12 protein-coding genes are annotated in these 13,476 nt (G+C 28.6%); 10 read left to right on the top strand and 2 right to left on the bottom strand.

The window, feature by feature from the left end; all coding sequences use genetic code 11:
• Window positions 1-353: 353 nt before the first annotated feature.
• From H0H57_RS01505 to mtaB, 9 genes are all read left to right on the top strand, one after another.
• The gene (locus tag H0H57_RS01505) at window positions 354-1,493 is read left to right on the top strand and encodes a pyridoxal phosphate-dependent aminotransferase (protein WP_185863557.1); all 1,140 of its coding nucleotides are present in this window, start codon (window positions 354-356) and stop codon (window positions 1,491-1,493) included.
• Entirely contained in the window at window positions 1,490-2,338 is an 849-nt protein-coding gene (locus tag H0H57_RS01500) for a prephenate dehydrogenase (protein WP_185864061.1), read from the top strand. The genes H0H57_RS01505 and H0H57_RS01500 overlap by 4 nt, the downstream gene beginning before the upstream one ends.
• Window positions 2,339-2,353: 15 nt before the next feature.
• A complete protein-coding gene (locus H0H57_RS01495) occupies window positions 2,354-3,427 on the top strand; it encodes a bifunctional 3-deoxy-7-phosphoheptulonate synthase/chorismate mutase type II (RefSeq protein ID WP_185864085.1) in 1,074 nt (357 codons plus the stop codon).
• A gap of 26 nt (window positions 3,428-3,453) precedes the next feature.
• Complete coding sequence (gene metK, locus H0H57_RS01490) at window positions 3,454-4,719, top strand: methionine adenosyltransferase (protein WP_185864060.1); 1,266 nt, start codon at window positions 3,454-3,456, stop codon at window positions 4,717-4,719.
• A 15-nt stretch (window positions 4,720-4,734) separates the two neighbouring features.
• Window positions 4,735-5,535, top strand: coding sequence for an enoyl-ACP reductase FabI (locus tag H0H57_RS01485; RefSeq protein WP_185864059.1), 801 nt, complete (start codon window positions 4,735-4,737; stop codon window positions 5,533-5,535).
• Window positions 5,536-5,585: 50 nt separating this feature from the next.
• Complete coding sequence (gene rpe / locus H0H57_RS01480; protein WP_185864058.1) at window positions 5,586-6,239, top strand: ribulose-phosphate 3-epimerase; 654 nt, start codon at window positions 5,586-5,588, stop codon at window positions 6,237-6,239.
• An 8-nt stretch (window positions 6,240-6,247) separates the two neighbouring features.
• Complete coding sequence (gene dnaG / locus H0H57_RS01475) at window positions 6,248-8,092, top strand: DNA primase (protein WP_185864057.1); 1,845 nt, start codon at window positions 6,248-6,250, stop codon at window positions 8,090-8,092.
• A gap of 88 nt (window positions 8,093-8,180) precedes the next feature.
• Window positions 8,181-8,807, top strand: a complete 627-nt coding sequence (locus tag H0H57_RS01470) for a peroxiredoxin (RefSeq protein WP_185864056.1) — start codon at window positions 8,181-8,183, stop codon at window positions 8,805-8,807.
• Between the two features lie 47 nt (window positions 8,808-8,854).
• Window positions 8,855-10,174 (top strand): tRNA (N(6)-L-threonylcarbamoyladenosine(37)-C(2))-methylthiotransferase MtaB, encoded by a 1,320-nt coding sequence (gene mtaB / locus H0H57_RS01465; protein WP_185864055.1) that lies wholly within the window; start codon window positions 8,855-8,857, stop codon window positions 10,172-10,174.
• 4 nt (window positions 10,175-10,178) lie between these two features.
• Here mtaB and lipB read toward each other — a convergent pair whose 3' ends face one another.
• Window positions 10,179-10,901, bottom strand: a complete 723-nt coding sequence (gene lipB / locus H0H57_RS01460; RefSeq protein WP_185864054.1) for a lipoyl(octanoyl) transferase LipB — start codon at window positions 10,899-10,901, stop codon at window positions 10,179-10,181.
• A 96-nt stretch (window positions 10,902-10,997) separates the two neighbouring features.
• On the opposite strand from lipB, the gene lysS reads away from it, so the two are divergent.
• A complete protein-coding gene (gene lysS, locus H0H57_RS01455; protein WP_185864053.1) occupies window positions 10,998-12,509 on the top strand; it encodes a lysine--tRNA ligase in 1,512 nt (503 codons plus the stop codon).
• Between the two features lies 1 nt (window position 12,510).
• On the opposite strand, the gene H0H57_RS01450 is transcribed toward lysS, so the two are convergent.
• Window positions 12,511-13,476, bottom strand: a complete 966-nt coding sequence (locus tag H0H57_RS01450) for an amidohydrolase family protein (RefSeq protein ID WP_185864052.1) — start codon at window positions 13,474-13,476, stop codon at window positions 12,511-12,513.

Here is a 13,476-nt window from a genome sequence, read left to right as displayed (position 1 = left end):
TTATCTTTGCTTCAAATTTTTTCACTTGATTGATTGATGGGAATTCAATCTTTTTTTGGTTTCATGAAAAAAATATCGATACAAGGGTTTAAGGGTTGTTTTCATCATGCAGCTGTTTTCAGCTATTTTGAAGGATGTAATTATAAGTTAATGGAATGTTTTAGGGGATATTGTCGATTCTAATGTACTGTTTTTATGGTATGTAGATCATTTTTTAAGAATATACCAACTATTACAAGTAATTTTACCAGATTTTTCATTATTAAAAATTGTTATAAACAAATACAAAAAATTCCTTGTCTTCATCAATTGTCTATTATGGGAGAATATAAAAATGGTAGAATTAGATCCTAATGATTGTATCCGCAAAAAGAATGCATCAAATATCGGAATACTTTTTTTCAGAAAAGATGAAGGAAATTCAAAATTTTGAAAAAAATGGATTGAAAATCATCAATTTAGGAATTGGAAATCCAGATCTTCTTCCTCCATCTGGAGTTATACAGAAAATGAAACAAGCGTCAGAATTAAAGAATGCTAATACTTATCAAAGCTATATTGGAATAGAAACATTACGAAATGCTATTTCTAATTGGTATAAAAAAATATATCAAGTTGATGTTGATCCTAAAAATGAAATTTTACCATTAATGGGTTCTAAAGAAGGAATTATGCATATAAGTATGTCTTATTTAGATCAAGGGGATAAGGTTTTAATTCCCGATCCTGGATATCCTACTTATTCCTCTATATCAAAACTTTTGGAAGCAAAAATTATTTATTATGATCTTTATGAAAATGAAAATTGGCTTCCTAGATTGGAAAATCTGTCAAAGGCAAAAATGATGTGGATTAATTACCCTCACATGCCTACGGGGGCAACGATTTCTTTTGAAAAATTAGAACAAATTGTTTTTTTTGCGAAAAAAAATCATGTATTACTGGTTCATGATAATCCTTATAGTTTGATCTTGAATAAAAAACGTTCTTTCAGTATTTTTAATGTGAAAGGAGCTAAAGATATAGCTTTAGAATTAAATTCTTTAAGTAAAAGTTACAATATGCCTGGATGGCGTGTTGGAATGATTATAGGAAAAAAAAAATTCATTCAGAATATATTGAAAATAAAAAGTCAAATGGATTCTGGAATGTATTATCCCATCCAAATTGGAGCCATAGAAGCCATGAATCATGATTCAAAATGGGTTGAAAAACTTAATATAGAATATCTTAAACGAAAAAAAATTCTATGGGATATATGTGATTTTTTCAATTTAAAATATGACAAAAATAGTTCTGGAATATTTGTTTGGGCCAAAATCACTGATTCAGATAACAATGATCGTATATGGTCAGACAAGGTTCTAAAAAATTATCACATCTTTGTGACACCTGGGAGAGTGTTTGGTCATAATGGAAAAGGATATGTAAGGTTTTCTATGTGTTGTCCAGTAAAAATTTTGAAACAGGCAAAAAATAGAATTTTTTCATGAATATTGGAATAATAGGATTAGGATTGATTGGAGGATCCATTGGTTTAGGATTGAGAAAATCAAATTTTGGAGATAAATTTATAGGAACAGATTCTAATAAAGAAAATGCTTTATCTGCTGTCAAACTTGGAATTGTAGATGAGATAATTCCTTTACAGGATCTTATTCTGCAATCTTCAGTCATTGTTTTATCTATTCCTGTAGATGGAATAGAAAAAATACTTCCAAATATTTTAAATCGAATCAGTACGGATACCGTCATTCTAGACACTGGATCTACCAAATATGATATTTGTAATAGGATTTCTTCTCATCCTAAAAGAAATCGCTTTGTAGCTACACATCCGATTGCAGGAATTGAAAATTCTGGACCTACTTCAGCTGATTCTGATTTGTTTTGTCAAAAAAAATGCATCATTTGTGATTCTCAACTTAGTGCTCCAGATGCAATATCTGTTGCTACAAAAATCTATTCTATGATGAAAATGCATATGATTTATATGACCTCTCAAGAACATGATTTATATATTGCTTATATCTCTCATTTACCTCATGTGGTTTCCTTTGCTTTAGCTAGTACAGTTTTAAAAAAATTTAAAAATAAAGAAAAAATTTTTCATAATCTGATGGGAAGTGGATTCGATTCAACTACACGTTTAGCGAAAAGTAATCCTGAAACATGGTTGCCTATTTTTATTTCAAATAAAGAAAATCTGATTCAATCTATCGATTTTTATATTGATCATTTAAATAAATTTCGTAATCATTTAATAAACAAAAAATTTTATAAAATAGATCAATATATGAAAAAAGCAAACGATATAGAAGATAAAAAATATGTGTAAATTAGATGTATTGTGATGGAAAAATTGAATAATAGTATAGACAGATCTTGGATTGATAAGTGGAATCACCCTTTCATTATATCTGGTCCTTGTAGTGCAGAAAGTGAACAACAAATATTAGAAACAGCCAAAAGATTGAATTCTTCCTATGTTCAAGGATTTAGAGCTGGAATATGGAAACCTAGAACAAAACCCAATAATTTTGAGGGAATTGGAAAAAAAGGACTAGAATGGCTTCATAAGGTTAAAAAGAGTACGGGATTAATGGTCGCTACAGAAATAGCAAATGCGGAACATGTGAAATTAGCCATTTCTTTTGGGATAGATATTCTTTGGATAGGAGCTAGAAGCACGGCGAGTCCTTTTACAATTCAAGAAATAGCGGATGCTCTGGAAAAAGAAAATAATAAAATTATTTTAGTGAAAAATCCGATTCATCCTGATATAGAATTATGGATAGGAGCTTTAGAACGTTTATCAGGGAAAGGAATTAGAAAATTAGGAGTCATACACCGTGGTTTCTATACCTACAAAAACTCAAGATATCGTAATCAACCTAATTGGAATCTTTTGTTCAATTTTAGGACCCTTCTTCCTAGAATTCCTATTCTATGTGATCCTTCACATATTTGTGGAAAAACAGAAGGAATTTTTGATATCGTAAAAAAAGCTTATCATTTTCAATATGAAGGATTAATGATAGAAAGTCATTGTGATCCTGATCAAGCTTGGAGCGATGCTCAACAACAAGTCACTCCAGAAAATCTTTTGGAAATGTTAAAAACATTAACATGTATTGAAAAATCTGATCAAAAAAGTAAAAGATCTTTAGATTCTTTCAGAATTTTAATAGATGAACTAGATGAAAATATTATAGCGCTTTTAGCAGAAAGAATGAATATTTCCAAAAAATTAGGAACTTTTAAAAAATCTTCAGATATTGCGATTTTTCAACCCAGTAGATGGAAAGATATTATGAATAAATCTATAAATTTTGGTAAAAATTTAGGAATTTCTGAAAAATTTCTTGAAGAAATTTTTCAACTTTTGCATCAAGAATCTATTAAAATTCAGAATCAAATCCGATAAATTAAAAATATTTCTTAGTCCTTTCTATGGCTTATTTATTTACCAGCGAATCTGTTTCAGAAGGTCATCCTGATAAGATTTCAGATCAAATATCTGACTCTATATTAGATCATTTTTTATCGTTTGATCCAGATGCAAAAGTCGCTATAGAAACTTTAGTAACCACGGGACAAATTATATTAGCTGGAGAAGTTAATTCTAAGACTTGGGTTAATGTTCAAAAAATAGCTCGTGACATCCTTAGAAAAATAGGATACACTAAAAATGAATATAGATTCAATGCAGATTCTTGTGGAGTCCTTTCTTCTATTCAAGGACAATCTTTGGATCTATTAGAGGGAATTCAAAAATCAAAAAAAGAAGAACAAGGTTCTGGAGATCAATGTTTTGTTTTTGGATATGCTGTAAAAGAAACCGAGAATTATATGCCATTGTCATTAGAAATTTCACATCATATCTTAAGGGAACTTTCATATCTTAGAAATGAAGGAGAAAAAATGACTTATTTACGTCCAGATGCAAAATCTCAAGTTACTTTAGAATATTCTGATGCCAATATTCCTGTGCATATTCATGCGATTGTTATTTCAACTCAACATGATGAATTTGATACGAAAGAAAGAATGCATCAACGTATCGTTGATGATGTTAAAAAGATTCTTATACCAAGAGTCATGAATAATATAAAAAATAATGTAAAAAAATTATTTACGGATAGAACGAAATATTACATTAATTCAACAGGAAAATTTGTTACGGGAGGACCTCATGGGGATACTGGTATTACCGGAAGAAAAATTATAGTAGATACTTATGGAGGAAGGGGTTCTCATGGAGGAGGAGCTTTTTCTGGAAAAGATCCATCTAAAATGGATAGATCTGGAGCTTATGCCGCTAGACATATATCCAAAAACTTGGTGGCAGCAGGAATTTCAGATGAATTGCTGATTCAAATCTCTTATGCGGCAGGGATTGCCGAACCCATAGAAATTTTCGTTAATACCTATGGTAAATCAAAAATAGATAATGAAAACATTGCGTTGAATGTAAAGAAAATTTTTGATTTACGTCCTTATGCTATAGAAAAAAGATTAAAATTGCGTCAACCAATGTATGAAGAAACATCTGTATATGGACATATGGGAAGAACTCCCAAAAAAGTGGAAAAGTCTTTTTTAGATATAGAAGGGAATAAAAAAAAACAAGAAGTAGAACTTTTCACATGGGAAAAATTGGACTATTTATCCGTGATAAAGGATATCTTTCATATTTCAAAAAAGAGGTATTTTTAGTTAAATATTTTAACTATGTCTTACAATTTATTGAAAGAAAAAAAAGGAATTATATTTGGAGCCTTAGATGAAAATTCTATTGCTTGGAAGGTAGCAGAACGTGCTTATGAAGAAAAAGCTTCTTTTGTATTAACCAATACACCAGCCTCTCTAAGAATAGGTAAAATTTATGAATTATCTCATAAAACAAAATCTATGGTGATTCCAGCAGATGCCACTTCCATACAAGATCTCAATATTTTATTTGAAAAAACATTAGATCATTTTGGAGGAAAAATAGATTTTTTATTGCATTCTATAGCGATGTCTATGAATATACGAAAGGGGTTAACTTATCCTTCTTTAAATTATGAATTTTTAAGAAAAGGATGGGAAATATCTGCTGTATCTTATCATAAGATTATGCAAACAGCTTGGAATAAAAAAGCCATGAATAAATGGGGTTCTATTGTAGCTATAACATATATTGCTTCTCAGCGAATTTTTCCACATTATGTAGATATGTCAGATTATAAATCCTATTTAGAAAGTATCACACGTAATTTTGGTTATCATTGGGGAATCAAAGAAAAAGTCAGGGTAAATACTGTATCACAATCTCCTAGTCTCACAAGAGCAGCAAAAGCGGTTAAAGGATTTAATCAACTTTTAATATTATCTGAAAAAATATCTCCGTTAGGAAACGCTTCTGCACAAGATTGCGCTAACTATATAATTACACTTTTTTCAGATTTAACAAGAAAAGTTACCATGCAAAACTTATATCATGATGGAGGTTTTTCTCATACTGGAATTAGTGAAGCTTTGATTTCATAAAAAAATAAAATCTCTACCTATTAGGTGACTCTTAATTATAATATAAGAATATGAAAAAAATTATAGCTCCATCCTTACTTTCCGCCAATTTAGCTTTTTTATATCGTGATATAGAAATGCTGAATAAAAGTGAGGCTGATTGGTTTCATATTGATATAATGGATTCCTCTTTTGTTTCCAATATTTCTTTTGGATTTTTATTTATTAAATATGTAAAAAAATATGCACATAAGCCTATGGATGTACATTTAATGATATTACAACCAGAACGATATATAGAACAGTTGAAAGCTTGTGGCGCCGATCATTTACATATTCATTATGAAGCTTGTATTCATTTAAACAGAACAATTTTTTCTATTAAAGAAAATGGAATGAAGGTAGGTGTAGCTGTGAATCCACATACTCCAGTTTTTCTTTTACAAGACATTATTAATGATATAGATTTTGTTTTATTGATGAGTGTTAATCCTGGTTATAGTGGACAAAAATTTATTCATCAAACATATCAAAAATTAGAGGATATTCAAAATTTAATATTGAAAAAAGATTCTTCCGCTCTCATAGAAGTAGATGGAGGAATCAATTTAGAAAATTCTTCTTTATTATTTCAAAAAGGAGCAGATATATTAGTGGCAGGAACTACTATTTTTTCTGATTCTAATCCAAAAAAAATTATTCATAGAATGAAATTAGGAATTTAAATATTATTATGATCTCTAAAGAAACTATAAAAAAAATACTTTCTGCTTCTTGTATAGAAGATGTGATTGGAGATTTTGTAGAATTAAAAAAAAGTGGTTTTAATTATAGAGGACTAAGTCCTTTTTCTAATGAAAAAACACCTTCTCTTATAGTTTCTCCTACAAAAAAAATATGGAAAGATTTTAGTTCTGGAAAAGGAGGAAATATTATCACTTTTCTTATGGAACATGAACATTTTACTTATGAGGAATCATTACGTTTTCTTGCAAAAAAATATGAGATCGAAATGGATCACATAGACAACAACAATCATAAAGAGGAAGAAGAATATCAAAAATTATACTTAATACAAGATTATGCAAAACGTTTTTTTATTTATCAATTACATTCTACCAAAGAAGGACAGAAAAATGGATTGAGTTATTTCATTCAAACAAGGGGATTTGATATAAAAATTATTCAAAAATTCGAATTAGGCTATGCACCTATTTCTTGGAAATTACTTACGATAAACGCATTAAAACAAGGATTTCAAAAACGGGATATAAAAAGATCAGGGTTAACGGTTTTCAGAAAATCCAATCATTTTTTTGATTGTTTCCGTCAACGTGTAATGTTTCCAATTCATAATTTATCAGGAAGAGTTATAGGTTTTGGAGGCAGAAATATTGATTCTATATCTTCCACTACGACTAAGTATATCAATTCATCAGAAAGTAAGATTTTTCAAAAAAGTAAAATTTTATATGGATTGTTTCAAGCTAAAAAAAACATTCTCAAAGAAAATTTTTGTTATTTAGTGGAAGGATATACAGATGTTATTTCTTTACATCAATCTGGGATAAAAAATGTAGTTTCTTCTTCTGGCATTTCACTTACCGTGTCCCAAATCTTGTTGATCAAAAAATTTACAAAAAATATTGTTCTTTTTTATGATGGAGATCGTTCTGGAATTAAAGCCTCTTTAAGAGGAATTAATATGATGTTAGAACAGGAAATAAATTTACGCATATTATTTATTTCTAATGGAGAAGATCCAGATTTGATATCCAAAAAATATTCTTTTTCTCAATTCAGAGATTTTGTAGCAAAAAATAGTTACAATTTTGTTTCTTTTAAACAAAAAATATATGAAAAAATACATAAAGATGATCCCATTAAAAAATCATTTTTAGTAAAAAATATTTTGAATAGCATTTCAAAAATATCCAATGTTATTCAAAAGGAATTATACCTGCAAGAAGCTTCCAAAGTGCTAAATATTCGTCAAAAAGTTCTGATTTCTGAATTGAAAAAAATAAACAAAAAAAATGCACAGAAACCTAGTACAGTTCAGATTAAGGAAGATTCAAGGTTTTTTTTGAAAAAAAATACTCTTCTTCTTATCGAAGAAGAATTGATTCAATTGATTTTAAATCATGGAAATCAAATCATCAAAAAAAAAGAACACAACACAACGATTTTAGAAGAAGTATTGCACGTTTTTAAATGCTGTAATTTCCGTTTTTCTTTGAAAAAGAACCAAGAAATTTTTGATCAAATTTGTTTACAAAAGAAAAAAACAGATTTATCCCAATTTTTGGATAAAAAAAATCCAAAATTTTATTCATTATCCAAATGGGATAGAAAAGGAATACAAGTTTCCTATCAAAAAGAGAGAATAAATCAATATATCAGTGATATTTTATTGAGATATAAATCTTTATACATTTCTAAATTGATTCAAAAAGAAATCTTACATTATCAGAAAGATATGATAAAAAATAAGGATAGAAAAGCTTTTCTAAAAAAAATTATGCATTTAACAGATATAAAAAATGAACTTCATAAAAAATTACATAGATATGTATGATTCCTTTTTTTGTTTTTACAGAAAAATTATTTTTTTCTTTTTTTAAGTTTTGGTAAATTCGTGCATATAAACACGAAAAACAAAAAAAATGAATACGTTAATATCAAAAAAAGCGCCAAATTTTACGGCTAGTGCGGTATTAAATGGGAAAGAAATTGTATCCAATTTTACTTTAGAACAATTTCAAGGAAAGAAGTATGTTTTACTTTTCTTTTATCCTAAAGATTTTACTTTTGTTTGTCCTACAGAAATATATGCATTTCAAGAAAAAATTCAGGATTTTGAAATGAAAAATGTACAAATTATTGCCGTATCTACGGATACAGAACAATCTCATTGGGCTTGGCTACAGATGCCAAAAAAAAAAGGGGGCATCCATGGGGTAACTTATCCGATTGTTTCTGATATCAATAAGACCATATCTCATAACTATGGGGTATTGTCTGGAAATTGGATTAATAATCATGAAGAATGGAAAGCTACGGGAGAACTGATTGCTTATAGAGGTTTATTTTTAATAGATAAAGAAGGGATCATAAGACATCTTTTAATTAATGATTTTCCTTTAGGTAGAAATGTACATGAAGCTATTCGTATGATAGATGCTCTTCAATATTACGAAAAAAGTGGAGAAGTATGTCCCGCAAATTGGACAAAAGGAAAAAAATCGATAAAAGCTAGCCATAGTGGAATTGAAAATTATTTTTCATCTTAGGCTAGAAAAACGGAATATATCGGATCGGATCAGATAGACGAAAATAAATGGTGAAAAAAAAAGTAGCATTTTATACCATGGGGTGTAAACTTAATTACGCAGAAACTTCTACCATAGCAAGAAAATTTTCTAATTTAGATTATCAACATGTTTCTTTCAAGAGTTATGCGGATATTTATGTGATCAATAGTTGTTCTGTAACAAAAAATGCAGAAATTGAATTTAGGCATATTGTACGTTCTGCTATGAAGAACAATTCCAAAGCTTTTATTGTAGCAATAGGATGTTATGCTCAATTCAATCCTAAAGAAGTGTCTTCTATTCTTGGAGTAGATCTTGTTTTAGGCTATGAAGAAAAATTAAAAATCATCGATTATCTTAATCGAGAATGGTTTTTGAAAAAAAAATATTATGCAAAAATTATTTCTAGAAAAACTTATTTTCCATCGTTTTCCGTTGGAGATAGAACTCGTTCTTTTTTAAAAATTCAAGATGGATGTGATTATAAGTGTAGTTATTGCATTATTCCTATGTCAAGAGGCCCCTCTCGTTCTGAGAGTATAGAAAATATACTGAAAAATATTAGATTTCTTTTTAATCAAGGTGTCAAAGAGATTGTGTTAACAGGTGTCAATATAGGAGACTATGGTGGAAAAAATATATACGGAGAAAATATCCGATTTCTTGATTTAATACAATCCATAGATCAAATAGAAGAAAAAGGGAGAATCCGTTTATCCTCTATAGAGCCTAATTTGCTTCAAAATGAATGTATTGAATTTTTGTCTAAAAGTAAACATTTTGTTCCTCACTTTCATCTTCCTTTACAGTCTGGAAGCAATAATATTTTGGTAAAAATGCATCGACGTTACAGACGAGAACTTTATCAAGAAAAAGTAAATAAAATTAGATCTTTAATGCCATATGCTTATATCGGTTCAGATCTTATTGTTGGTTTTCCTGGAGAAACACACAAACATTTTTTGGAAACTTATCATTTTTTGAAAAAATTAGAAATTTCATCTCTACACATATTTTCCTATTCTACTAGACCCAATACGAAATCCAGTATGATACAGGAAAATGTATCTAAAAAAATACAATGGAAACGGAATCAAGTTTTGAGAGTTCTTTCAAACAAAAAATATCTTTTTTTTTGTAAAAAGCAAATGAACACTAAAAAAACCGTTTTATTCGAAAGAAATTCGAAACATCAAGAATATTTATATGGATATACAGAAAATTATATTCGAACTAAGATACCATTACGGTTATACAATTCTTCTATATATGAAAACACATTACAAGATGTATTAATTACAAAAGTAGATAAAGATGGAATTATGATCGCAGAACCAATAAATTAATTCATTAAAAAAATGAAATTTTTTTCGGCATGTTTATAAATTCTACATCAAAAATTTCTTGAAAGGATTTTTTCACCATACGTTTTACCTCTTGAAAAGAGATATCATTCTTTTTCAATTCTTTTTTTAAAGAAGTCACTTCTTGATTATAAATTCCACAAGGAATAATATGATTGAAATACTGTAAATCTGTATTGACATTTAAAGCAAATCCATGCATGGTTACCCAACGACTTATTCTAATTCCTATTGCACATATTTTTCTTGATTTTCCGTTTTTTACATTGAACCAAATTCCTGTTTTTCCTTTTTTTCGTTCTCCCTTTATTTCATAATTTTTCCATAAACAATGGATAATCACTTCTTCTAAAAGACGAAGATATTTATGAATATCCGTAAAAAAATAATCCATATTTAAAATGGGATATCCTATCAACTGTCCAGGACCATGGTAAGTGATCTTCCCTCCTCGATCTGTTTGATAAAAAGAAACATCTATTTTTTTTAAAAAATCTAATGAAACCAACAAATGGTTGTCTTTTTTTTCATTTTTACCTATAGTATATACATGAGGGTGCTCTACAAATAGAAAATATCCTGCTTTTTGATCAGGTATATTATTGATTTTTTTTCGTATGATGTCATCAAATAATCTTTTCTGATATTTCCAAGTTTCTTGATATTCTTTTTTTCCTAAATCTTCGAAAAAAAGTATTTTTTTTTTCATAGTTTTTTAAAAATTTATATAATAAAAAAAACAAATGTACCTTCGTTTTATTCAATTCGTTCGTTTTGTATGGAGGACATACACAAAAATCAGTCTATGATCTATTTATCAGAACAACAAATTCTACGAATAAAAAAATTAGATCAATTAAAACTATTGGGAATCAATCCTTATCCATCAGAAGAATATGTTGTAACAAATACTATTTGTAATATACAAAAAAATTTTACGGAAAAAGGAACTATAAGCATAGCTGGACGGTTAATGCGTTTGCGTATTTTAGGAAAAGCTTCTTTTGGAGAAATAAAAGATCATACGGGGAGAATACAAATATACTTTACTCAGGATCATTTGTTTTCATCTTCGGATGAAATGAAAAAAGAGGAGGTTTACAATATTTTTTTAAAAAAACTTATAGATATAGGAGATATTATTGGAGTAAAAGGATTTTTATTTAAGACAAAAATGAATGAAATAACCATATATGTTCATCAATTCACTCTATTATCCAAATCTATACGACCTTTACCACAAGTAAAAATAGATAAAAAAAATCAAAAAATATATGATGCTTTTTCCAATACGGAACAACGTTATCGTATGCGTTATGTAGATCTCATTGTTAATGATCATGTAAAAGAAATTTTTTTAAAACGGACTCGTATCATACAAAAAATAAGGTGTTTTTTGAATAAAAAAGGTTACATAGAAGTAGATACTCCTATTCTACATCCCATTCCTGGAGGAGCTATAGCTCGACCTTTTGAAACGTATCATAATACACTGGGAATTCCATTGTATTTACGGATAGCTAATGAACTTTATCTTAAAAAATTGATTGTTGGTGGATTTCACGGGGTATATGAATTTTCTAGAAATTTCAGAAATGAGGGAATGGATCGTTTTCATAATCCAGAATTTACTGTATTAGAACTTTATGTCGCTTATAAAGATTATTACTGGATGATGAATTTTACAGAAAAATTGATGAAATGCATCTTTAATAAATTTCAAAAAAAAGAAAATCATCATATTAGTTTTAAAACTCCTTTTCCTCGTATTCCCATATTGGATTCTATTAAAAAATATACCGGATTTGATCTTAAAGAAATGAAAAAGGAAGAATTAAGAAAAGTTTGTAAAAAATTGCATATAGAAGAAAATATAAAAATGAGTAAAGCTAAACTGATTGAGAACATTTTTGAAGAAAGATGCGAAAAAAATTACATCAATCCTACTTTTATTATTGATTATCCTATAGAAATGAGTCCTTTAACCAAAAAACACCGTTACCAAGAAAATTTATCAGAACGTTTTGAACTCATTATAAATGGGAAAGAGATTGCTAATGCTTATTCAGAACTTAATGATCCCATCGATCAACTTGATCGTTTACGAGAACAAATGAAGTTATCCGAAAAAAACACAAAAGACGAATCGATATCTCTTGATCTAGATTTTATACGTGCTTTAGAATTCGGTATGCCTCCTACTGCAGGGATTGGAATTGGAATAGATCGTTTAGTAATGTTACTAACCCAAAAAAAAACGATTCAAGAAGTTTTACTTTTTCCACAAATGCGTCCAGAAAAAAAAGGAAAAAAATAAATTATTGTTCTGACAATCCTAATACTTTTAATCCATTTATTGTAGAAATTTTTACTAAATGATCTATATCATAATAATGACATGCTTCCAACATCACTCGTAGTTCTATCCATAGATTTCCATCAGAAAAAGGTTTATATATATCACAAATGTTATCTGTACCAAAAGCCACTATGATTCCTTCAGGAACCATCTCATCTACTGGAGTAATGGAATTATGGCTAGGAGTTAAACGTTCACTTCTAGTATGATCAATCCAAGCAATGGGACAAGATATGACCATTAAATCCGCTTTTTTCATCAATTGGTATATTTTATAGCGATAATCTCTAGCATGTGCGGCTAAAGAAATACTATGTATAGCGACGACCTTTCCTTGCATTCCATGTTCAATTGTTTTTTTTGCTAGTTTTTCAGTTTCTTTTTCTTCGCTTGTATTCAATTGATCTACATGTACATGTATAATTTTTTCTTTTTTTTTAGCTGTTTGGAATAAAATATCTAGATGTTCATCTTCTTTTTCATAATCTGTAGCGGGTAATCCACCAATAATATCCACAAATTCTATGGATTGATCAAACCAATATTTTGACTTTTTATCCAATACGCCTTTAAGAACTTGATTAGCAAAACAAATACGAATAGAATTTCCATAATTATTTTTCAATTTTTTAGCTGCTTTCAAGGCACGATCTTCAATAATTTCATCCACATCAATAAAAGAACACAAAGCTTGTGTTCCTTGCATTACAAAATATTCTAAAGCTTTTTCCATACGGATATAAATCTCTTCTTCTGTAGCTAAACGTTTCATTTCATCAACCAGATACCATTTTTTTTGAAGGGGAGAATAAGAATATTTGAAATTTGTATGTGTAAGAGTATAAGCCCTATCTAAATGAGAATGAGCATTGACCCATCCCCCTTTTTGTTTTACTTTTTCTAAGAAAATTTTTTTGGGATTCAT

It is taken from the genome of Blattabacterium cuenoti, from assembly GCF_014251755.1.
Lineage (GTDB): Bacteria > Bacteroidota > Bacteroidia > Flavobacteriales > Blattabacteriaceae > Blattabacterium > Blattabacterium cuenoti_AN.
Note: the sequence above shows the minus strand (reverse complement) of the source record. Positions and strands in the feature narration are given on the sequence as shown.